This window comes from Fusibacter sp. JL298sf-3 (genome assembly GCF_053842995.1).
The window spans coordinates 1,057,736-1,080,132 of sequence record NZ_CM132608.1; the positions used below are offsets into that span (position 1 = coordinate 1,057,736).

The 22,397-nt window shown below is 49.0% G+C and carries 26 protein-coding genes; all 26 read right to left on the minus strand.

Annotated elements, in window-relative coordinates:
* Positions 1-61: 61 nt before the first annotated feature.
* The 26 genes from ACR6HW_RS05205 to ACR6HW_RS05330 all read right to left on the minus strand — a co-directional run bounded on the left by ACR6HW_RS05205 (position 62) and on the right by ACR6HW_RS05330 (position 22,391).
* Positions 62-1,363, minus strand: a complete 1,302-nt coding sequence (locus ACR6HW_RS05205) for a pyrimidine-nucleoside phosphorylase (protein ID WP_455730105.1) — start codon at positions 1,361-1,363, stop codon at positions 62-64.
* Between the two features lie 15 nt (positions 1,364-1,378).
* A complete protein-coding gene (locus ACR6HW_RS05210; RefSeq protein ID WP_455730106.1) occupies positions 1,379-2,200 on the minus strand; it encodes a purine-nucleoside phosphorylase in 822 nt (273 codons plus the stop codon).
* A 10-nt stretch (positions 2,201-2,210) separates the two neighbouring features.
* Positions 2,211-3,386, minus strand: coding sequence for a phosphopentomutase (locus ACR6HW_RS05215; protein ID WP_459251970.1), 1,176 nt, complete (start codon positions 3,384-3,386; stop codon positions 2,211-2,213).
* Between the two features lie 196 nt (positions 3,387-3,582).
* Positions 3,583-4,764 carry a GGDEF domain-containing protein gene (locus ACR6HW_RS05220; protein WP_455730107.1) on the minus strand — a complete coding sequence of 394 codons (1,182 nt, stop codon included), beginning with the start codon at positions 4,762-4,764 and terminating at the stop codon, positions 3,583-3,585.
* Between the two features lie 18 nt (positions 4,765-4,782).
* Positions 4,783-6,471 (minus strand): DNA repair protein RecN, encoded by a 1,689-nt coding sequence (recN, locus tag ACR6HW_RS05225; protein ID WP_455730108.1) that lies wholly within the window; start codon positions 6,469-6,471, stop codon positions 4,783-4,785.
* A gap of 27 nt (positions 6,472-6,498) precedes the next feature.
* Positions 6,499-6,948 carry an arginine repressor gene (locus ACR6HW_RS05230; protein WP_455730866.1) on the minus strand — a complete coding sequence of 150 codons (450 nt, stop codon included), beginning with the start codon at positions 6,946-6,948 and terminating at the stop codon, positions 6,499-6,501.
* Between the two features lie 81 nt (positions 6,949-7,029).
* Positions 7,030-7,590: a chromate transporter gene (locus ACR6HW_RS05235; RefSeq protein ID WP_455730109.1), complete on the minus strand. Its 561-nt coding sequence runs from the start codon at positions 7,588-7,590 to the stop codon at positions 7,030-7,032.
* A complete protein-coding gene (locus tag ACR6HW_RS05240) occupies positions 7,587-8,129 on the minus strand; it encodes a chromate transporter (protein ID WP_455730110.1) in 543 nt (180 codons plus the stop codon). The genes ACR6HW_RS05235 and ACR6HW_RS05240 overlap by 4 nt, the downstream gene beginning before the upstream one ends.
* A gap of 59 nt (positions 8,130-8,188) precedes the next feature.
* A complete protein-coding gene (locus tag ACR6HW_RS05245; protein ID WP_455730111.1) occupies positions 8,189-8,992 on the minus strand; it encodes a TlyA family RNA methyltransferase in 804 nt (267 codons plus the stop codon).
* Positions 8,993-10,837 carry a 1-deoxy-D-xylulose-5-phosphate synthase gene (dxs, locus tag ACR6HW_RS05250; RefSeq protein ID WP_455730112.1) on the minus strand — a complete coding sequence of 615 codons (1,845 nt, stop codon included), beginning with the start codon at positions 10,835-10,837 and terminating at the stop codon, positions 8,993-8,995.
* Between the two features lie 11 nt (positions 10,838-10,848).
* Positions 10,849-11,421, minus strand: coding sequence for a hypothetical protein (locus ACR6HW_RS05255; RefSeq protein ID WP_455730113.1), 573 nt, complete (start codon positions 11,419-11,421; stop codon positions 10,849-10,851).
* A gap of 836 nt (positions 11,422-12,257) precedes the next feature.
* The gene (locus tag ACR6HW_RS05260; RefSeq protein WP_455730114.1) at positions 12,258-12,701 is read right to left on the minus strand and encodes a divergent PAP2 family protein; all 444 of its coding nucleotides are present in this window, start codon (positions 12,699-12,701) and stop codon (positions 12,258-12,260) included.
* Positions 12,702-12,742: 41 nt separating this feature from the next.
* Entirely contained in the window at positions 12,743-13,621 is an 879-nt protein-coding gene (locus tag ACR6HW_RS05265) for a polyprenyl synthetase family protein (protein WP_455730115.1), read from the minus strand.
* 1 nt (position 13,622) lies between these two features.
* The gene (gene xseB / locus ACR6HW_RS05270; protein WP_455730116.1) at positions 13,623-13,823 is read right to left on the minus strand and encodes an exodeoxyribonuclease VII small subunit; all 201 of its coding nucleotides are present in this window, start codon (positions 13,821-13,823) and stop codon (positions 13,623-13,625) included.
* A gap of 3 nt (positions 13,824-13,826) precedes the next feature.
* Positions 13,827-15,032 (minus strand): exodeoxyribonuclease VII large subunit, encoded by a 1,206-nt coding sequence (gene xseA / locus ACR6HW_RS05275; protein ID WP_455730117.1) that lies wholly within the window; start codon positions 15,030-15,032, stop codon positions 13,827-13,829.
* 14 nt (positions 15,033-15,046) lie between these two features.
* A complete protein-coding gene (locus ACR6HW_RS05280) occupies positions 15,047-15,967 on the minus strand; it encodes a DNA-binding protein (RefSeq protein WP_455730118.1) in 921 nt (306 codons plus the stop codon).
* Between the two features lie 2 nt (positions 15,968-15,969).
* Positions 15,970-16,368, minus strand: a complete 399-nt coding sequence (nusB, locus tag ACR6HW_RS05285; protein ID WP_455730119.1) for a transcription antitermination factor NusB — start codon at positions 16,366-16,368, stop codon at positions 15,970-15,972.
* Positions 16,369-16,429: 61 nt separating this feature from the next.
* Complete coding sequence (locus tag ACR6HW_RS05290) at positions 16,430-16,795, minus strand: Asp23/Gls24 family envelope stress response protein (protein ID WP_455730120.1); 366 nt, start codon at positions 16,793-16,795, stop codon at positions 16,430-16,432.
* A 68-nt stretch (positions 16,796-16,863) separates the two neighbouring features.
* Positions 16,864-17,334 (minus strand): CD1247 N-terminal domain-containing protein, encoded by a 471-nt coding sequence (locus ACR6HW_RS05295; protein ID WP_455730121.1) that lies wholly within the window; start codon positions 17,332-17,334, stop codon positions 16,864-16,866.
* Positions 17,335-17,372: 38 nt separating this feature from the next.
* Positions 17,373-17,930, minus strand: a complete 558-nt coding sequence (efp, locus tag ACR6HW_RS05300; RefSeq protein ID WP_455730122.1) for an elongation factor P — start codon at positions 17,928-17,930, stop codon at positions 17,373-17,375.
* 71 nt (positions 17,931-18,001) lie between these two features.
* Positions 18,002-18,457, minus strand: a complete 456-nt coding sequence (gene aroQ, locus ACR6HW_RS05305; RefSeq protein ID WP_455730123.1) for a type II 3-dehydroquinate dehydratase — start codon at positions 18,455-18,457, stop codon at positions 18,002-18,004.
* Positions 18,438-18,953 carry a shikimate kinase gene (locus tag ACR6HW_RS05310; protein ID WP_455730124.1) on the minus strand — a complete coding sequence of 172 codons (516 nt, stop codon included), beginning with the start codon at positions 18,951-18,953 and terminating at the stop codon, positions 18,438-18,440. The genes aroQ and ACR6HW_RS05310 overlap by 20 nt, the downstream gene beginning before the upstream one ends.
* A complete protein-coding gene (locus ACR6HW_RS05315; RefSeq protein WP_455730125.1) occupies positions 18,943-20,022 on the minus strand; it encodes a type IV pilus twitching motility protein PilT in 1,080 nt (359 codons plus the stop codon). Before ACR6HW_RS05315 ends, ACR6HW_RS05310 begins: the two co-directional genes overlap by 11 nt.
* A gap of 17 nt (positions 20,023-20,039) precedes the next feature.
* Entirely contained in the window at positions 20,040-20,510 is a 471-nt protein-coding gene (locus ACR6HW_RS05320; protein WP_455730126.1) for a methylglyoxal synthase, read from the minus strand.
* 19 nt (positions 20,511-20,529) lie between these two features.
* Positions 20,530-21,159: a uridine kinase gene (udk, locus tag ACR6HW_RS05325; protein WP_455730127.1), complete on the minus strand. Its 630-nt coding sequence runs from the start codon at positions 21,157-21,159 to the stop codon at positions 20,530-20,532.
* Positions 21,159-22,391 (minus strand): peptidase U32 family protein, encoded by a 1,233-nt coding sequence (locus ACR6HW_RS05330; protein ID WP_455730128.1) that lies wholly within the window; start codon positions 22,389-22,391, stop codon positions 21,159-21,161. Before ACR6HW_RS05330 ends, udk begins: the two co-directional genes overlap by 1 nt.
* Positions 22,392-22,397 lie beyond the last annotated feature (6 nt).

Genomic DNA, 22,397 nt, shown 5'->3' on the forward strand with positions numbered 1-22,397 from the left:
ATAGGCACCGTACCACTGGTTTTAAAAGCTTTTCTAATAAGGCGTTCACCCATTTTAAAAACTACTGAACGACGTCGAAAATATACGCCACCTCTGCCGGCTTTTCATCGCCGATGACAAAGGCCTGTGCAAGCACCGCCCGTGCGTCGTCAACGGTGTCAATATTCGTGTGCATGACACAAAGGACATCGCCTTTAGAGACTGCGTCGCCAATTTTCTTGCGGATGCTTACGCCGGCAGCATAATCGATAGGGTCCTCTTTCTTGCGTCTGCCCGCACCGAGCAACATGGCGCCAATACCGATTTTTTCGGCGTCAAACCCCGTGACGTAACCGTCTCTATCGGCACAGACATCGATGTGATGTGTCGCCGTCGGCAACTTCTCCGGAGCGTCGACCACCGAGGCGTCGCCCCCTTGGATGCGAATAAACGTTTTAAAATACGCCAGCGCTTCACCTGAAGCAATGGTCTTTTCAAAATGCGCTCTCGCCGCCTCAGTGGTTTCAAAGGCACCGCCTAAAACCGCCATGTGAGAAGCGATGCTGAGAGCCACTTCTGTTTCATCTTTTGCGCCGCGTCCACTGAGCACTTCAATTGCTTCGCGCACTTCGTTGGCATTGCCCACTTCGTGCCCCAGAGGCTGATCCATGTTCGTCAAAAGTGCAACGGTTTTACGGCCGAGCTTTTTCCCGATGGCCACCATGGTCTCAGCCAGCTTACGCGCTTCTTCCAGCGACTTCATAAACGCACCGGAACCCACCTTGACATCCAGTACAATGGCGTCGGCGCCAGACGCAATTTTTTTGCTCATAATAGAGCTGGCAATCAGCGGGATGCTGTCGATGGTCCCTGTGACATCTCTCAAAGCGTAAATCTTCTTGTCCGCAGGGGTCAAATCGCCGCTTTGACCGACCAATGCCATTTTGTATGTGTTGACGTTGTCGATAAACGCCTGTGGTGACAGTTCGATTTGGAAGCCTTCTACCGACTCCAGTTTGTCGATGGTTCCGCCGGTATGACCGAGGCCACGTCCGGACATCTTAGCCACCGGAATCCCCACCGACGCTACCAAAGGCGTCACCACGAGAGAAATTTTATCGCCGACGCCACCGGTGGAGTGCTTGTCGACTTTAACCCCTTCAATGGCAGATAGGTCTACCGTTTCACCTGAGCGCACAAATGCATCGGTGAGCTGGGCGATTTCTTCAGCGTCCATGTTCTGAAAGTACACCGCCATAAGAAAAGCCGCCATTTGGTAATCCGGTATGCGCCCATCGGTGTAGCCGAGTACCATAAAATCAATTTCTTCTGCCGACAACTTGCCGCCGTATTTCTTCTTGTTGATCACATCTACTGCTCTCATATTGCGCCTCCCGAACTAAGCGATTTCCACTATGCGTTTCACCAGCGTAATAAAGGTGCTCTGTACGCGGTTTGCCGTCTCCACGACCTCGGCGTGGTTGAGCGCCGTCTTTTGAATGCCGGCCGCCATGTTGGTAATGCATGAAATACCGGTTACTTTAACGCCCATGTGTGCCGCCACAAGTGCTTCAGGCGCCGTCGACATGCCCACGGCGTCTCCGCCGAGCATCGCCGCGAGTTTGACCTCAGCAGGTGTTTCATAGGAAGGTCCTGTGAAGTAGAAGTAAACGCCTTGCTCCAACTGGATGTCCAGTCCTTTTGCCGCCTTCAGCACTTCCGAGTTAAAGGCTTTATCGTATATGTTTGAAGCGTCCGGGAATCTCGGGCCGAACGATTTTTCATTTGGTCCTATGAGGGGGTTGAGCCCCATAATGTTGATGTGGTCGTCAATGAGCATTAACGCACCACCGGTAAACTCAGGGTTGAGACCGCCGGCTGCGTTGGTGAGGAGCAAATGTTCCACGCCGAGTGCTTTCATAACGCGCACAGGGAACGTCACTTCTTGAATCGTGTACCCTTCATAGTAATGAAAACGCCCTTGCATGGCGATGACCTTTTTACCCATAAAATCGCCAATGACAAATTGTCCCGCATGCCCTTCCACTGTAGACACTGGAAAATGCGGAATCGCATCGTATGGAATCTTTACCGGGTTTTCAATATAATCTGCGACGACACCCAAACCGGATCCCAACACCAATCCCATTTTCGGGACAGTTTGCGTTTGCGACTGGATGTACGCCTTTGCTTCATTTACTTTTGTGATCAGTTCTGACATATCGTCCTCCTTAACCCTTTAAAATCGTTTTTGCAAAGCTTTCACCATAAGGTGTCGCTTCTATGCCCAGCAGTTCCGAAACGGTTGCCGCTACGTCTGCAAATGTTTTGCGCGTGCCGATAGATGCCCCGGCTTTTACTTGATCGCCGTAGACGAGAATCGGAATGTACTCGCGCGTATGGTCGGTGCCTTTGTACGTCGGGTCGTTGCCGTGGTCTGCAAGGACAATGAGCACGTCGTCCGAGCGCATAGCGCCCATGAGTTCAGGCAATCTCGCATCGACCTCTTCAAGCGCCTTTCGATAGCCGTCGACATCGCGTCTATGACCGAACTTGGCGTCGAAGTCCACCAGATTGGTAAACAAGATGCCGCTAAAGTCTTGCTTGAGGTAGCGAAGGGTTTGATCGACACCATCCATGTTGTCTTTGGTGTGGACATCTTCGGTGATGCCTTCGCCATCGTAAATGTCGACGATTTTACCCACGGCTTTGACTTCCAGCCCCGCCGCCTTGGCGTGGTCGAGTACCGTCTTTCCAAAAGGTTTAAGCGAATAGTCTCTGCGGTTCGGCGTCCTTTGGAAGTTGCCCGGTTCGCCGATAAACGGTCTGGCGATAACGCGCGCCACTTGATCTTCACCTCTGAGCAGCTCTCTAGCAAACGCACACATCTCGTAAAGTTTCTCTAACGGGATGACGTCTTCGTGTGCCGCGATTTGGAACACGCTGTCTGCAGAAGTGTACACAATAGGATTGCCCGTCTTCATATGGGTTTCGCCCAGTTCCTCAATGACCACCGTCCCCGAAGCCGGCTTGTTACAAAGCACTTTTTTTCCCGTCTCTTTTTCAAACGCTTCAATGATGTGCGGCGGAAACCCGTCGGGATACGTCTTAAAGGGTTTATCAATAAAAAGACCTGCAATCTCCCAGTGTCCCGTCGTCGTATCTTTTCCGTTAGAGGCTTCTAAAGAGCGCCCGTAGGCACCGATAGGCGCCTCTGATGCCGCGATGGCATCCACCCCTTCTATATTGCCAATACCCAGTTCTTTAAGGTTGGGGATATTAAATGTTTCAGAAGATGTTGCAATGTGCCCCAGCGTATTCACGCCGACATCTCCGAAGGCCTCTGCATCGGGCAATGCGCCGATACCGACGCTATCTAGTACGAATAATGCCACTCTTTTAATCATCGTTTACCTCCTTCTTCTCCTGTATTCTTCCATCAAAAAAGAGCCCTAAGGCCCTAATTGTATCAGCCTTACAATGAGGTCATTCTCCTTGGTTATATACCCGAGGACGACGCTTCAATCACAATTTTCATTATAAAGCTATTGTATAACACTCTTTTAAATTTATACAGTGAAAGTGCTTTCTTTTGTATAATCTCTACAAGGCTTTTTGCTTGAACTTCTTTTTATACGCGTACATTTTTTCATCGGCTTCGTGTAGAAGATGGTTCATATCGCGGTGTACCAACGGATCGTACTGAACAAACCCGACGCTGGCGCTCACTGTGAAAGAATACTGTGCACTTCTATTTACTGCGGTAAACACATCGTTGATACGCATCCAGACTTTTGCCGCTTGCTCGATGTTGCACTTTTTAAAGACCACCATAAACTCGTCGCCGCCGAGACGCGATATTTCATCTCGATGTCGCAAGTTGTCGTGCACAATCCCCGTTATGGTTTTAATCATTAAGTCGCCGGCTTTATGCCCTTGGATGTCGTTGACTTTTTTCAAATCGTTGATATCGATGTAGGCCACGGTTAAATCGCCGCCGTGCAAAGCCACCTGCGTCATTTCCCGCCTCAAATGATTGAGACCGGCTTCACGACTCAGCGTTCCGGTCATGAGATCCGTCTCGGCCTTAAACTTGTAATCCTCCATACTGTAGTCCACAATAAACAATCGGTTGATTAGAACGACTACCGTAAACGACAACACCGTCGCCAACACGTAAGATGAAAAGAGGTAAAAGTCCACAGCCTTTAGCACGGCGCCGTTTGAGACGGCCACTTTAATCAAACTGCTGAACGCCATGCGATGATAGCCGATAATAAACGTGAACACGACGATGTTGCTAATGACGAGCAGGCGCTCTAAACGCCGCGTCAAATGATTCACGTTTTGAAACACTTTAATGGCGCGTTTGTAGTACAGCGTCAAAACAAACGCGCAAACGGCATAGAGAAGCAAACACGACAAGGGCGCACCGCCGACGATGGCCCTAAAGTCAAAATGCTGATCGAGGAGCATCGTGGCGATGTTTCCGGTAATCATAGCGCTTAACAGCTGTATGATAAATAAGAAGAACGTTCCCATCCCCGCAACAAAAGAGCTCGTCTTGTAGACCCCCTGTAGCAACAGCATAATCATCCCGTAAAAGAGCAGGACGTCGCGCAACAACCGTTCGTCCCCCAGCATATAAAAAACTGTAATCAAAACCGCGGTCAACACGCTTTTTTTAGTTGTTTCGCCTCTGAACTTCGGCACGATCATCGACAAGATGTACATCGCCGTTCCCGCACCGATGAGCGCACTGATAAAAGACATTAAATGCGTCATGTTTTCCTCACATCTCGTTTACTGCCTACACTTGCTTTTGATGGTTCTGGCGTGTTCGAGCATTTGAGCCGCATGTGTAAGGGTCGCTTCAGTAGGCGACTTACCGCCTACCAGTCTCACAATTTCATCTGTGACTTCCTCACCGCTGATCCACTTGATATCTGTCGTCGTCACACCGTTTTTCTCAAATTTAACAATCCAAAGATGCGCGTCGCCATAAACGGCGATTTGCGGCAGATGGGTGATGCTGATTACTTGGCTTTTCGCCGACAGTCTGGCGAGTTTTTCACCGACGACATTGGCGGTATGACCGCTAATCCCCGCGTCGATTTCGTCAAAGACCAGTGTAGAGACTGCGTCGTCACCGCCGACAATGACCTTTATCGCCAACATAATACGCGACAACTCCCCGCCTGAAACCACTTTTTTCATAGGCTTTAAAGGTTGGCCGGCATTGGTTGCAATGGTAAACGCCACGTGTTCGTACCCGAGGGGTGAAAAATCCACTGCCTCGAAAGCGAGTTTGAACACCGCTTCCTTCATGTTTAGCTCTTTTAGTTCCACCATAAGGGCGCTTTCAAAAGACTGCGCCATTTCGCGTCGGCGTGCCGACACGTCTTTTGCAAACGCGTCGTAGGCCGCCATCAAGTCCCTTTGTTGAGCCTCCAGCTTGTCGAGATGCGCCTCTGCGCCATCCATCTGCTCTAGGGCGCTTTCCAGCTCTTCGCGATACGCCAAAATCGCCTCCACAGTCTTACCGTATTTGCTCTTCAGTCGATTGATTTCATCTAAGCGCATCTGAACGACACCAAGGCGTTCTGGGTTCAGATCCACTTGCTCCCGATAAGCTGAGACGTCTTTGTTGAGATCATCCAATATATAGAACACGTCTTTTAAGCGTTCGCCATAATCTGCCATATGAGAATCAAAAGCTCCGAGTTTAGAAAACTCAGCGCCCAATGAAGACGCCGTCGACACCACGCCCTCGCCGTACTCGCCTGAAAGCCACGTTGTGAGTTTTTCAAGGCTTCCCATCATTTGGTCCGATCGATTGAGGCGTTCAAACTCCTGTTCAATGGCGACGTCCTCGTCAGCCTGCAACTTGGCCGCATCGATTTCGTCCAGCTGAAAGCGCATAAAATCTTCTTCACGTGCGCGCTCGGCAATCTGAGTCTTCAGCGATTCAATCTCCGCTTCGGTTTTCTTTATCAACTGGTACTGTTGCTTCATTGCCGCGATATTTTCGAGATGTACTCGACCACAGTAACTGTCCAAGTAAGTCAGTTGTGCCTCTTGATTGAGAAGCACTTGGTTGTCCATTTGACCGTGAATATCTAAGAGGCCTTCCGCCACTTGCTTGAGCTGTGCTATGGTACATACTTGGCCGTTGATACGGGCGATACTCTTGCCCTTAGCCTGTATCTCACGAGCCAATGTTACAATTTCAGGGTCGACGCCGATGCCCATGTCACTCAAACGCACCTGCGTCTCCGTATCGGTTTCAAAACTCGCTTTAATATGTGCGACATCGGCATCGATTCTCACCATATCCTTGCTCGCCTGCGCTCCCAATATTAAGTTCAGCGCACCGATAACCATCGATTTGCCGGCCCCGGTCTCACCGGTCATTACGTTGAAACCGTTGTGAAAGGGGATGCGCGTTTCTTCAATAAGTATAAAGTCTTTGATGTACAGCTCAAATAGCATTGAGGCCTCCCTGAATGTTTTGCAAGGTTAATCTAACAGTTGATTAAACTGCTCTATAATCGCCTGGACCTTTTCCTCGCTCTTGACCACCATAAAAATCGTATCGTCTCCTGCAATGGTACCGACGATATCGTTGAGATTAAACGCATCTATCGCCACAGCCGCAGCACTTGCCGATCCCACCAGCGTTTTGACGACGACCATGTGGCCGGCCGAATCGACAGAGGTCACAGAGTTTTTAAAAATCTTCAAAAATCGGTCGTTGACCGCGCCTTCTTTTTCCTTAATTGAAGCGTATTTGTATTTGCCGTCCTTTGTGAGCACCTTGATTAGGCGCATTTCTTTAATATCTCTGGACACTGTGGCCTGCGTCACTTTAAATCCCGCGTTTCGCAGTTCACATGCCAGCTCGTCTTGTGTTTCGATGTCCCGCTGTTCAATAATCTCTATAATTTTAGAGTGTCTCGAATACTTCAACGCCAGTCCCCCCTCTTTCTTTACAATTTTGTTATCTTTATTATACATCAAGTGTTTTAAGATGCAACTTTTTTTTGGAATCTAATTCCATATAAAGACACCTGACACACCTGCAATCAGAACATAAACGATGGGGTGTTTTTGCGTCTTCCGAATGGCGTAAAAGAATGCGCCGAGCATCAACACGGCCTTGACATCTAAACCAATCAACGGTTTTAACAGTTTCCCCCGCTCATTGCCGTAGAGGGAAACCAGCGCAATTTGTACAACAGAAGTGCCGATTAAACCGATGATGGCCGCCTTTACACCGACAAAAGCCGCTTTAACGCCCCGTTCTTTGTTGTATTTTTTAAGAAACTTACCCAGCGCAATAGCGAGAATGAACGACGGTAAGATAATGGCAATGGAAGCCCATACAGCACCGTGTGCACCAAATTCTCTATAGCCGATATACGTCGCCATATTGATGGCAATAGGCCCGGGGGTAGATTGAGAAATGGCAATGAGATCGGCAAACTGTGCATCGGTTAGCCAGCTGTAATCGATGACCACATTTCTTAAAATCGGAATCATCGCCAGACCACCGCCGTAGGTGAAAGCCCCGATTTGAAAGAACACTCTCAAAAAGTTTAGAAAATTCACATGCCCACCCGCTCTCTATAGATGGCGAAACCAAGAAGGGCACCGGCAATAATCAGCAGAATCGGATTGAGCCAACTGCCCACGACAAAGACAAAAGACATCACCGCAATAGCCAAGGTCTTCTTGTCGAAAACGGCGATTTTGAACAGGCGAATAAACGAGTCCATTAACAGCGCCAACACGGCGACGCGAACGCCTCTAAACGCACTTTCCACCCACCAGAAATGGGCTATTTTCTGAAAGAAAATGGCCACGAGCATAATGATGATAATCGACGGGGCGATGACGCCCAGCGCACTGGCAACTGCGCCTAAAAAACCGTTAATCCTATAACCGACGAGTGTCGCCGTATTAGAGGCGATAACTCCCGGTAACGTCTGTGCCATTGAATAGGCTTCCAGAACTTCCTCGTGGTCCACCATCTGCTCTTTTTCTACCACTTCTTTTTCCAGAATCGGCAACATGGCGTAGCCGCCGCCGACAGTGAACAAGCCGACTTTAAAAAAGATATAAAACAGTTTGAAAAACTTCTCCAGCATAAGCTGTCCTTTCTAGTGAGGACGGCAATCGCCCTCTAACAGTTCTCAAGTCCCGTCGTTTATTTAAGGGACGCATGCGCTTCAGCCACCAACTTTTGCACGTCAAATGCAGGTGCTGAGGCATTTTCACTCACTTTTCGCGCGTAACCTAAAAATTCAATGTTGCCTTTTGGCCCCTTGATTGGCGAATAAGTCAACGCCATAAGCTCTAAAGGCAATGTCTGACACAGCGCCACCATCTGGTCGAGAACCTTGGCGTGAACTTTGGCGTCGCGCAACACACCGCTCTTGCGCATATGTTCTCTCCCCGCCTCAAACTGCGGTTTAATGAGAAAAACAACTTCTCCACCTTCTCGCATCAAACTCACCGCCACCGGTAAAACGAGGCGCAGTGAAATAAACGATACATCTATACTGGCGAAATCAAGCGCCTCGCCAATTTGCTCCGGCGTCACATAGCGAATGTTTGCGCGTTCCATATTCACCACTCTGGCATCGTTTCTGAGCTTCCAATCCAGCTGTCCATAGCCGACGTCTACAGAGAAAACTTTTAGAGCGCCGTTTTGCAACATGCAGTCTGTAAAGCCCCCTGTAGAAGCGCCGATGTCCATGCACACTTTGCCTTCAAGCGACAGCGCGTAATCCCGCATGGCCTTTTCGAGCTTCAAACCGCCGCGGCTGACATAGGGAAGCACATTGCCCCTTATTTCAACGGCACTTTCAACCGGCACCTTTGTCCCTGCTTTATCGACGCGTTCGCCGTCGACGAAGACAATCCCAGCCATAATCGTTTTTTGAGCTTTTTCTCGCGTCGGCATCAGCCCCTTTTGAACCAACAGTACGTCTATGCGCTCTTTAGTCATTTAAATCCCCTTTATTTTATCTAATACAGAAGCGGCATCTAGGCCGTTTTGTTCCATTAATGCCTCTACAGCGCCCTGCTCGACAAAGTGGTCGTCGTACCCAAGCTTCGTAACGGCAGCTTTTAAACGCGGTGGCACCGCCTCCACAACCAGAGTGCCGAAGCCACCTGTCAACACGTGATCCTCCAGCGTGACGACCTTGTCATAAGGTGACAACAGCGGCGCTAGTGCAGCGGCGTCCATCGGCTTAATCGTCCCGATGCTAATGACGCCGACAGCCGGCCCCCCTGTTGCCGCTGAAGCGCGGGCAACTTCCAAGGCGGTCTCAACCATTTTTCCCGTCGCTATAACGACCGTTCCCGAAGCTTCCACGAGGTGTTGCGGCGCCAAAGACGGCTCTGCCGACAGTTGAAGGGCGTTGCCCCTCGGATAGCGAATGGCAATAGGGCCCTCGTCGTATTGCGCCGCAAAGTCGAGCATCATTTCTAACTCGACACCGTCTTTCGGCGATAAAATCATGAGGTTGGGCACCGCGCTAAGATAAGCGATGTCCAGCACGCCGTGATGCGTTTCGCCGTCGTTGCCGACGAGTCCCGCGCGATCGATGCAAAACACCACCGGCAAGTTTTGAATACAGACGTCGTGTACAATCTGATCGTACGCCCGTTGTAAAAAGGTCGAGTAAATGGCCACAAACGGTTTGTACCCTTTAGTCGCAAGTCCCGCGGCAAAGGTCACTGCGTGCTGTTCACATATGCCCACATCGAATGTGCGCTCGGGAAACTGCCGCTGGAAGCCGTTTAGCCCCGTGCCGTCAATCATGGCGGCACTAATGGCCACTATTTTCTCATCACTTGCCGCCAGGGCTGTCAGCTTGTCGCCGAAAGCGGCTGAATAATCGCGTTTCTTTTTAGCTTCAAGCGGTTTCAGAGGATCGAACTTGCCGACGCCGTGGTAACGATCGGGATCGTTTTCGGCGTTGACATAGCCTCGCCCCTTTTCAGTAATCACATGCAGAACAATTGGCCCCTGCTTGTTTTTGCACATTTCAAAGTGCTCGATGAGCTCTTCGATATTGTGCCCGTCTACCGGTCCGATGTAAGTAAGCCCCAAGTCCTCAAAAAATACCCCATGATTGACGAGTAAATACTTAAAGGACCCTTTGACTTTGCTAATGGCTTTCACAAAAGGTTGACCGATACCCGGTACTTTGCCCAGGCTGAACTTGGTCTTCTTTTTCAATTTGTTGTAAGTGGCATTGGTGCGTATGGCACCCAGTGCTCTCGACAGCCCGCCGACGTTCTTGGAAATACTCATAGCGTTGTCGTTGAGAATTACTTTCATATTTGCCTGAGTATGACCGAGATGATTCAGCGCTTCAAAAGCCATGCCGCCTGTTAAAGCGCCGTCGCCGATGATGCTCACCACATCGAAAGATTTTTTTTCTAAATCCCGCGCCATAGCGATGCCCAGTCCGGCGGAGATAGAAGTGCTGCTGTGTCCTGTGTCAAATTTATCGTGCGCCGATTCGGTGCGTTTGGTAAAGCCGCTGAGGCCGCCAAGCTGTCTCAGGGTATCAAAACGCGCCTTTCTTCCGGTTAAAATCTTGTGAACATACGCTTGATGACTGACGTCCCAGACGAAGTGGTCCTCGGGACTGTCAAAAACGTAGTGCAGGGCGATCGTCAGCTCGACGACGCCCAGGTTAGATGCCAAATGGCCACCTGTTTTGGAAACAGATTCTATTAAAAAGGTTCTAATTTCTTGTGCCAATAGTTCGAGTTCATTTAAGGACAGTTCTTTAATAGCCTCTGGGTTCTCAATACGATTGAGTAATGTGTACATAGATAACCCCTTTATTTAAAAAAACGCGTGTACGTTTTTATTGAAAATACTTTGTCCGAATAATAGAGGACGCGACTCGCGATGTCGATAACATCTTTTGAACGCGACATGGCAACATCCTTGCCGATGGCTTTTCCGCCAACAGTTAGCGAGGCCACGAGGCCGCTAAATGCAATCATCATCACCGAGTGGTACTCCGTCGGCAACGATGTGTTCTCTATAAAGGACATGATGATGCCAATAGTGGCACCACTGATAATACCGGCGATATCGCCGATGACGTCGTTGCAGAAGTTCGATACCTGAGAGGCATTTTTTATAAGCCTCAGGGCGTATTTTGCCCGAGGAATCTTCGCCGAGGCCATTGCGTGAAAAGGACGTTCATCCCCTGCGGCAACGGCAATGCCAATGGCGTCAAAAAAGACGCCGATAAAAATAATCAGCAACAACAGAAAAAAGGCCGCCACAATGTTGACGCGGCGTATTAACGTTTCTGATACAATGCTAAAAACAACCGCCAATACAAAAGTCATAGCCGCTGTTCTCAATACCCATTTAAAATTTACTTTTAACTTGCGCTTCATACGCTCCCCTTTAGTGAGGTCTCAAATCTCTACAGGGCAATTGTGTCGCATGCATAGAACTTGAGACAACCGTTTCAGTGTCTCACCCCATAGCTTCTGTACGCGTTGTACGGTTTGAGTCCTCTACTCACAAATTTTCACACAGGTGCGCCGTTTAAGCGTCACTGTGTCCATTCTACACCTTATGCTGTCGCAGCATCTGTGCAGCATAAGTGCTTTCAAACGCCTTCCCGTGCGCCACGCGCCCAAGAAGACTGTTTACAAATATATATTAAAGGAGGCTGTTGATAAAATTAATTCTGCGGCTTAGGTCTAGTAGGCTTTCCCAAAAACTTGCTGTTTGTCGCCATAACAGCGGTTTCCCATTAAAAGTTTTTTTATAGCGTCACCAACTATAAGACTAGATTACCACTTAGTCCGCACTCCAATCCTTTATCAACCCATCAGTCTAGGAGCTTTCCTCAACGGTTCGTCCAAAACCTAGCCTCTTTTGCAAAAGCGGTTTAGATTGGCAATCGCAAAGCGAAATTGGCCAATTCCACATTGCGTAAACCATCGTCTACCGCATTCACTCAAGGCAGGCTACTCTGCCCTTAGCCTTTCGACCAACAAGCAGGTTTAATCTTACACTTCTTAAGAGTGCAAGTCTCCACAGGCCAAGGGTCAAGTTCTACATGCCATTGTAGTTTGCCCCCGTACCCTTACTCCCAGCTCAAACCCAAAACTGGGCGTTTCAAGCAAAAACCAGGAACTTCATCGATGTGCCCTCTAGCGGATTTTTAGCCCCGCCTTCAGCTTTGGATGTTCCGACTAGAATACTGTGCCTCCAATAATCCTTATACTATTATATTCGAAATTATGATTCCTAGCAATGCCCCTGCGGCAACTTCTGTAGGTTTATGACCAATTAATTCTTTAAGCTTCTCTTCTCCCAGTGTTTTATGCTTGTACAATTCGAGTATGATGCCGTTGAGAAGCTTTGCTTGCTTCCCCACTGAGCGCCTGACGCCCGAAGCGTCGTACATGACCACAAAGGCCATCATCAGCGAAAAACCGTACAGCGTCGTATCAAATCCGTCGATTAGGCCAATGGCCGTCGACGCAGCCACGACTGTCGCCGTGTGAGAACTCGGCATGCCGCCCGAACCGTGGAACCGTTCGAAACGCCATTCCTTTTCTATCACAAGTGTCAAAAGCACTTTGATCAGTTGTGCCACAAACCATGCTGTTATGGCGCTTAAAACAACTTTATTGCTCATAAATGATTGTATAAACGCCATTTGGCCTCCTCTTCCAATCACCTATGTCTCTCCCATTCTACCTAATACTTTCTATTCACAAAAAAATCGACCGTGTCCCTTAAAAACGCATGCGGGACCTCGCAGGTGTCAATCAGCTTTAAAACATCGGCTTCAAGTGCTTTAATCGCCGCCTCTGTGGCTTCAATCCCCATGAGGTGCGGGTAAGTGAGCTTGTCGTTCTTCAAGTCGTTGTTCACCGCTTTCCCCAGCGCCGATGCTTCGCCTACAATGTCGAGACAATCGTCTTTCATCTGGAACATCAGGCCCATTAAGCGCCCGATTTCGCGCATCTTTGGAACATCTTCCTCTGCGCCGGCAAGTTGTGCGCCGGCTATCAGTGCGGCCATAATGAGCTTACCGGTTTTATGTGTGTTAATATAATCCAGCGTCTCCACCGTCTGATCGGGGTTTTGAGTGTTGTGTATATCCGCAACTTGACCGAGAATCATGCCCTGTGTCCCCGCTGCTTCAGCGATCGTTTGAACCGCCGGCAACGTCTCAGGCGCCGAAAGGGCGGCGCAAATCATCAATTCAAACGCCGAGTTGAGCAGACCGTCCCCAGCGAGAACTGCCATGGCTTCCCCATAGACCTTGTGGTTTGTCGGTTTGCCTCGCCTCATATCGTCGTCGTCCATACACGGTAAATCGTCGTGCACAAGCGAGTAGGTATGAATCATCTCCAGCGCAGCTGCAAAGGGCAGCACCGCTTCATAGGACGCACCATAAGCCTGTGCCACTTCGAGCATTAAAAGCGGTCTTATGCGCTTGCCCCCGGCTTTAAGGCTATAGAGCATGGCGTCGTCAATTTTCTTTTTTGACGCGCCCCCCTCTGAAAAGTAGCTGTCCAAGTGCCATTCGAATTGTGCTATTTTAGGCTGTAACGTCTCTGAGTAGGTCATTTTACTGCTCCTCATCTAAAGCGCGATTAAGCTTTTCAATCTTGCCCTGTGTCTGTTCAATCATCTTGTGGCAATTTTTGTACGCGTCGATGCCCGCTTCGTAAAGTGCTAAGAGTTTGTCCAGCGGTAAATCGCCCTTTTCCATCTGTTCGACGATGGTTTTTAGTGCTTCCATTTGCGATTCAAAAGTTTGTTCTTTCACAGGTTACTCCTTTACAGTTACGTCGAGGACTTCGACTGTCATTGTACCATCAACCATTTCAACTTTCAAGACGTCTTTTTCGGATATGTCTTCTGCCGATCGCACGACGGCTTCCTCTTTGTACACGATGCCATAGCCGCGCATCAGCACCGCCATAGGATTGATGGCCGATAGCTTTTCGCCGAGGGCATCGAGAGCTCGAGAGCGCAGTGCCACTTCGCGTTTTATTTCCGCGGTCATACGCTTCTCCAAACTGTCGAGCAACAGGCCGGCGCGCTCTTGCCTTGACGCGACGATGCTTTTAATCGACTGCATCCCGTACTGGTTGAGCGTCAACTGCTTCACATCGAGCTGTCGCTTTGACGCGACCATCAGCAGCTGGAGCTGTTGATTTAAGCGCATTTTTATCTCATCTCGAGATACCAAGGCCACCTCAGCTGCCGCCGAGGGCGTCGCCGCTCTTAAATCCGCTACGAAATCCGCTATGGTAAAGTCGGTTTCGTGACCGATGCCGGTGACCACCGGAATTTCTATGTGATACAAGGCATCGGCAATTTCTATTGCGTTAAATGCCCAGAGCTCTTCAATAGAGCCGCCGCCTCTCGCCAGTACAATTAAGTCGACTGCCATGCGCTCGGCTTCACGAAGTGCGGCGACAATATCGTTCGGCGCCTTTTGCCCTTGTACCAGCGCCGGGATAACGACGATTTCAGAAACTGTCGTCCGACGCTCTGCAACAGATAAAACATCTCGTACCGCCGCCCCTGTAGGCGACGTAATCACCGCGATTTTCTTCGGAAATCGCGGTATGGGCTTTTTGTGCGCGGGGTCGAAGTACCCCTTTTCCGCCAGCGTGGCTTTCAAACGCTCGAATTGCTCGTACAAGGCCCCTTTTCCAAGCCATTCGATACTTTTGACGTACAGTTGATAACGCCCGTCTCTCTCGTAGACATTGACGCTGCCCTTTAGCAGCACTTTATCGCCTTCTCGAGGGCGTATCGGCAGAGCCGCCACATTGGACTCAAACATGACACAAGCCATTTTGGAGGTTTCGTCTTTAACGGTAAAATACGCATGGCCACTGGCGTGCTTTGTAAAATTAGAAATCTCGCCTTCTACGAGAATGTGCCCTACGATTGGATCGGCTGACAACAAGCGCTTGATATAGCGGTTGACTTCCGACACTTTAAACGCTTTCATTTTTATCATAAGTACCGCACTTTCTACCGGAGGTAATGTTGTCGAGCCAGTTCGGCGATTCCGAGGGCGTTGTCTTTTGCATATTGAGGCGCTGCAAAATAAACGCCGTGACGCTCGCCGACGATACGGCGAACGACGGTATTCGAAGCGACGCCACCGGCGATGAGTACCGGGTCGTCAGTCGGCAACATTAAAAGCCATCTGAGCAATGCGTGCCCAATGGTGTTGAACAAATGTCCGGCGACATCTTCAATGGGCATTTCCTCGAGCAATGCCTTGTATTTGTTCTCAAAACCGGACAAGTTAAATGTCAGTTCGTCGGTAATTTTCAAGTTGAAATGCCCCTTTTCAACACTTTTTTTAGCTGCGTCGTCGAGGGCTTGCCCTGCGGGAAATGCAAGGCCGGCCTCGACGCCGATGCGATCCACCAGTTGCCCAAAGGCAATGTCCAGCGTATGGCCGACCATCTGACAAGAGAGGGTCGCTTGTTCGAGGGTACAGGCGACGAGTTCTGTCGTGCCGCCGGACAAGTGCATGGCGTAAAATCGACTGGGGATTTCACGAATTTTAGACGTTCTAAGCGCCGCCATAATATGGCCGTCTTGATGGGAAAACTTAAAGTGGGGCACGCCGAGGGTCAATGCGAGGTTGTCGCAAAAAAGCCGACCGGCTTCAAAAACGGGCATATAGGACCCCGCCACATTTCGAGGCCTGTCGCTACAGGCGACCGCTTTGATTTGCCGCGCATCATGGGTGCGGACAAACGCCTCGTAGGCTTTGTTCAGCGCATAGACATGCTGATAAAAGCCCTCCGATTGCCTAAGACCCTTGGTTCCCGGTTTAACCGTTAAAAGGACGTACGATTCGTATACGATGGCGCCGGATGCGGCGTCGAGCACCGTCATCGACGTCGTGTAACAACTGGTATCTACAGCTAAAATCATTTCTAAACCTCTTTTGCGAAATGCCCCAAAACGCCGTTAATAAATTTTCCGGATTTTTCATCGACGTATTTTTGAGCGATTTTCACCGCTTCATTAATGCTGACTTTATGCGGTATCTCTTTGTAGTACACCATCTCCGTTACGGCCATTCTCAAAATGGACAAATCGAGCTTTGCAAGACGCGCGACTTTCCAGCCCTTTAAATGCGCCTGTATGGCTTCGTCTACTGCCGGTTGGTTTGCTGTCCACAAAGCGAGAACCCCTTTGATATAAACCGTATCCAGTTGTTCCATCTCGTATTGTCCCAGCATTTTCTCGTAAAACTGCTCTGTGTAGTCTTTATGGATTTCCATCTGATAAATCAGCTCCATAGCGACTTCACGACTTCTAATTCGATTCACATATACCTCCTACACGTCAAAGAATCTCCTCGCTTTGAGGAGAATCCTTTACAGAAACTGATCAATTCGTCTTGGTATTAATGCCCTCCACGGTTACATCCACCTTGGCTACTGTCAAGCCCGTCATCGACTCAATGGCGATTTTAACATTTTCCTGCACTTGTACGGCAATTTCATGAATCTTTGAGCCGTAATCGATGATGACGCTGAGTTCTACTTTTACCTGTCCCTCTTCCATTTCCACATGGACGCCTTTGTGCAGACTTTTTTTGCCGATCTTAGACATCATTTCCTCAGAAAGCGTTCCACTGAGGTCCTTAATGCCATCGATTTCCGCCGCCGCAATAGATGCGATAACGCCCAAAACGTCGTCGGCGATGTTTACCGTTCCATGATTCAACGAATCTATCTTCATATTTTCAGCCATCTTCTACCTCCTATAGCCTAAAATGCTTAAAAGCCCCACCATGGTCACATGATGGGGCATTATGACGATTACGCTTCTTCTTTGTCTTCGTCCTCATCGCAACCACAACCGCAGCCACAGTCATCGTCAGCACAACAGTCACAGTCGTCGAAGAAATCGATGATAACACCACAGCTCGGGCACTCGATTTCACCACATTTGTCGACGATTTGGCTTTCGATGTATACCGTTTCGTCGCACTCAGGGCAGTCGATGGCTTCGTAGTCTTCACCGAGCGCTTCAAGTGCGTCGAGGTCTTCGTCGATAAACGCCTCTAAGTCAGAGAGATCCTCATCAATTGCGTCTACGTATTCATCGAGTTCATCCACAGCCTCTGTCAAATCATCGAGTTCCTCATACACATCTTCTATTTCTTCAGCAAACTCTTCCAACACATCGATGATTTCAAGCAATAATTTGCCTTTTTTAGAATCTTGATCCAGCTCCATACCATCTGCAAGACCTTTGAGGTAAGCGACTCTTTCATGCATATAGCTCATGTGTGCCCTCCTTAAATTATGATGCCTTTCGGCAAGTATTACGCTCTCGACAAGTATTCGCCGGTGCGCGTATCGATCTTAATTTTATCACCTTCGTTGACGAATGTCGGCACCATGATTTCAGCGCCGGTTTCAACTTTGGCTTTTTTAGTTACATTGGTCGCCGTATCGCCTTTTACACCAGGCTCTGACTCAACTACTTCTAAAATAACGAAGTTCGGCGGCTCTACTAAGAAGCACTTGCCTTTGTAGAACTTAAGTGTCGCGTTATCGTTTTCTTTAATGAAGAGAATAGCGTCTTCCACTTGTTCTTGAGAAAGCGGGATTTGGTCGTATGTTTCGTTGTCCATAAAGTAGTACAAATCGCCTTCACTATAGAGGTATTGCATTTCTTTCGTTTCGATATGCGCTCTTGGAAATTTCTCAGAAGGGTTAAACGCCTGCTCTCTAATCGTGCCGTTTAATAAACTCTTATATTTTGTACGAACGAACGCAGCGCCTTTGCCCGGCTTTACGTGTTGGAAATCTACAACAACATAAGGAGCGCCATCAATTTCAAATGTCACGCCTTTTCTAAAATCACTCGCAGCTATCATGCTAACCTCCAAAAATGATGTAATAATCGATCAATGCCTCGTCGCACACGACGCTGTCACATTGACTGAACCTATCTAATTTTATCAGAGAATTTGAATTCTGGCAACGCCTTTAAAAAAGCCAGAGCTTCAAGGTAACTCTTTTCTTTTTTACCGTAGAACTGCGCTTTGCAAACAGATTTTGTCACCGATACCGACCGGAAGGGTTCACGGCTGTAGATATCGGACAGATGCACCTCTACACAGGGAACGTCAATGGCCTCAATGGCATCTCTCACCGCATAAGCGTAGTGGGTAAATGCCCCGGGATTGATGACGATGCCGTCGTAATGCCCTTCTGAAGCGTGTAGCCAATCGATGAGGTCGCCCTCGTGATTGGATTGCCGCACGTCTACAGAAAGTCCCAAAGCACGCCCTTCTTCAATTAATAAAGTCACCAGCGCATCGTAGGTCAATGCCCCGTAGTGCGCCGCTTCACGATGGCCCAGCCGATTGAGGTTGGGACCGTTAAGAACCAGTATGTTCATAAAGCACCTCGCAAATTTTATCGACAATCGCTTCTACGCTCATTGTATCAGTAACCACCGTGGCATGTGCCGTCTCTTCGTAAAGTGCCGCTCTCTCATCGAGTAGCGTCGCCACATCGACAGTGCGGAGCAGCGGCCGCTCTAACGTCTCACCGATCAATCGGCGGTTGAGGGTATCGGCACTCGCCTTTAAATAAACACAAGTCCCCAGTCGTCTCAACAACTGGCGATTTTCCGCCGCTAAGACAATACCGCCTCCTGTTGCAACACACCGCTGTACACCACTTGCATCAAGTGCTTTCAAACAATCGGTTTCCAACGTTCTAAAGTGCCCAATCCCCTTGGTCTCAATTAACGTTTTAATCGAAAGTCCGGTGTCCACGGCAATCTGAGCATCTGTATCGCAGAGCGGTAGACCAAGACGCTTTGAGAGGCTCCTGCCCACAAGGCTCTTTCCCGCACCCATCATACCGATGAGTACGACGCTACTTAACATGCCCCCGCTCCCTTTGATAAGTGTTTTCCAGTCGCCGGATATATTCTTTATCAACGGCGTGTTCCATCAGCGTTTCTCTGGAAATCAACGCTTCTTCATAAAGTTTAAACAAAGAGGCATCCAAACTAACCATGCCTTGCTTGCGCCCTGCAATTAAAGAGTTTTGGATTTCCGCCAGTTGATCGTGTTGCAAATGCGTTTTAATCGCCGGATTGATTAAGAGGAGTTCACAGGCGAGAACCCGATCGTCCGCGTCTTTTCTCGGTACCAGTCGCTGAGCCAAAACCCCTGTCAGCGCCGAGGTCAGTTGATGTTTGCGCAACGCTTCTCTCGACGGATCGGCCACGAGCAAGCGCTCTAATGCCCCGATAGCCGAGCTGGCTTGATAGCCCGCGATCACACATTTGCCCGCTTCGGCGAGCTTTAACGCTAAATTTAACGTCTGTTCATCGGGAATTTCACTGAGCATAATCACATCTGGGTCGTGGAGCGCCGCCCCTTTTAGCCCAGAGTGAATATCGGCACAATCGATGCCGACATCGCGCTGTAAAACTATTCCCTGATCGTGTCTCAGCAGGTACTCAATCGGCGATTCAACGGTGATGACATGTTGCGGCTCACCGCTCAACCAGTTGTTTAAAAGCGCCGCCATAGTCGTCGATTTACCGCAACCGGAGGGCCCTGTGACGAGAAAGAGACCTTTGCGTTGTTTAAGCACGTCGATGAGATGACGGGGAATTCCCAAGAGATGCGTCGGCGGCACGATTAGCTTGTGTATCCTGACGGACACGGCGTAAGACCCCCGTTGCTTTAACACATTGATTCGGAATCGACCGACGCCGGTTATGGCATAGCCAAAGTTCAGTTCTCCGCTACTGGCCAACGACTCGAGCTGTGAGCTGTCGCAGGTCACAGTTAAAATACTTTCCACGGTCTCCGGTTTTAAAAGGTCTTCGCCAATGGCTTTCATTTTACCTTTGACGCGCATCATCGGTGTCGCGTTGGTGACAAAATGGATGTTATCGGCGCCCTCGGCAACTGCTTGTCTTATAATTACATCGATTTCCATTTGCGTACCCCTTCACTTTAGTCGATATCGCGTTTGATGTAGTGGTCAAAATTAATGACTTTTCGCGCATACGCTTTTTCCATGTACGCACTGGTCATCATGAAATCCGCCGTGGCCATGTTGGTGGCAATGGGAATGTTGTAAAGTGTCGCAATGCGCAAAAGCGCCTTCACATCGGGATCGTGCGGATGTAAGCTCAATGGGTCCCAGAAAAAAATCATAAAGTCGATTTCACCTTCCACAATCTTGGTGCCAATTTGCTGGTCGCCGCCAAGTGGCCCGCTTTTATACCCTTTCACCGGTAGCGTCGTCGCTTCTGAAATCAGTCGTGCAGTGGTTCCTGTACCGTATAAGAAGTGCTTGGTCAGCGCCTCTCTGTGTTCGAGACACCACTGAATCATATCTTTTTTACGAGAATCATGCGCCACCAAGGCTATGTGCTTGGAAAGCGGCATTTCGATGGTCTGTTTGTTGTTGGGATCAATCATCGGCACCTCCTGTTTCGCCTTACTGCTTCTTATCGTTGACAATGGCCATGACTTTTGTCGTCATAATGTCAATGGCCACTTTGTTGTAACCGCCCTCTGGTATAATGAGGTCGGCAAATTTCTTGTTGGGTTCAATAAACTGATCGTGTGCGGGTTTAACGGTGTTGAGATACTGTTCGATGACTGAACTGAGTGTTCTCCCGCGCTCTTCGATATCGCGTGTTATCCTTCTGATAATGCGCACATCGGCATCTGTGTCCACAAAGATTTTAATATCCATCAGTTCGCGCAGCGCCTTGTCTTCTAAAATCATAATGCCTTCGAGGATAATGATGTCTCTCGGCTCGACAGTAATCGTCTCTTCTTCGCGGTTGTGTTTGGCGAAGTTGTAGATGGGCTTTTCAATGGCCTCGTACGCACACAGCGCTTTGAGGTGCTCTATGAGAAGCGGCGTATCAAACGCCAGCGGGTGGTCATAATTCGTCTTAATGCGTTCCTCGTAGGTGAGGTCGCTCTGATCCTTGTAGTAGGCATCTTGTTCCAGTATCAATATGTTTTCTGCCGGCAACGATTCAAAAATCGCTTTTGCCACAGTGCTCTTTCCCGAGCCCGTGCCACCTGAAACCCCAATCACAATCGGTTTACTCATCAATTCGCCTCCTTAGCGCGTCTCAATATATAATACGGTGCCACTTCGGCATCCAACGGAATCTGCACCATTTGTTGTGCGTGCGGTGCCGTTTCAACAGACGTCCCCTTGTCGTTTATAATTTGCGAAACGACTGTTGTTTCAGCGTAATAATCCGGTCCGATGACTTCAAGTGTGTCGCCGACTTTAAAGTGGTTGCGTTGCTCAACTGTGGCCATCTTGGACACTTCGTCGTAGGCGCGAATCACGCCGACAAAGTCGTATGAACGGATATAGGCGCTGGAACCGTAGAGTTGTCCGTCTTCACTCGGTTTGTTGTTGTAAAAACCGTCTGTGAACTCCCGGTGAGAGACTTTTTTAATTTCTTCAAACCATTCGGGGTTGTATCGGTAATTTTCAGGGTCTTTGTAATAGGTGTCAATCGCCTCTCGATAGGCTCTTACCACATTTGCTACGTAGTAAACGCTCTTCATGCGGCCCTCGATTTTAAGGCTGTCCAGTCCCGATTCAATTAAGGCGTCCACCTGATGAATCATGCACAAATCCTTTGAGTTAAAGAGAAACGTGCCGTCTTCTGTTTCGAGAACGGGAAACGCTTCATCCGGACGATTTTTTTCCACAATATTGTACTCCCAGCGACACGGCTGAGCGCAGGCCCCCCTGTTGGCATCTCGATGCGTCATGTAATTGCTAATCAAACATCTACCGGAATAGGAGATGCACATGGCGCCGTGTACGAAGGCCTCGAGTTCCAAGGTCTCAGGCGTATTGGCTTTAATTTCTGCAATTTCTTTAAATGAGAGCTCACGTGCCAGTATGACCCGTTTGACGCCCTGTGCGTGCCAAAAACCAGCACTCATGTAATTGGTGTTGTTCGCCTGAGTGCTTAAGTGCACTTCAAGATCAGGCGCGTACTGCTTGACGAACATCAATGTGCCGGGGTCGGATAGAATCACCGCATCGAGGCCGATGTCCTTAATTTCATTAATATAGTCTTCTAAATAATGAATGTCCGCGTTGTGCGGAATGATGTTGAGCGTTAAGTACACTTTCTTGCCGAGGTTATGCGCAAATGCGATACCTTCTTTCATCTGCTCCAATGAAAAATTCTTAGCGGCGGCGCGCAGTCCAAAAACTTCACCGCCGATGTAGACGGCATCTGCACCATACAACAAGGCGAATTTAAGTTTTTCGAGATCTCCTGCCGGTGCTAATAATTCAACGCGATTCATGCGCTG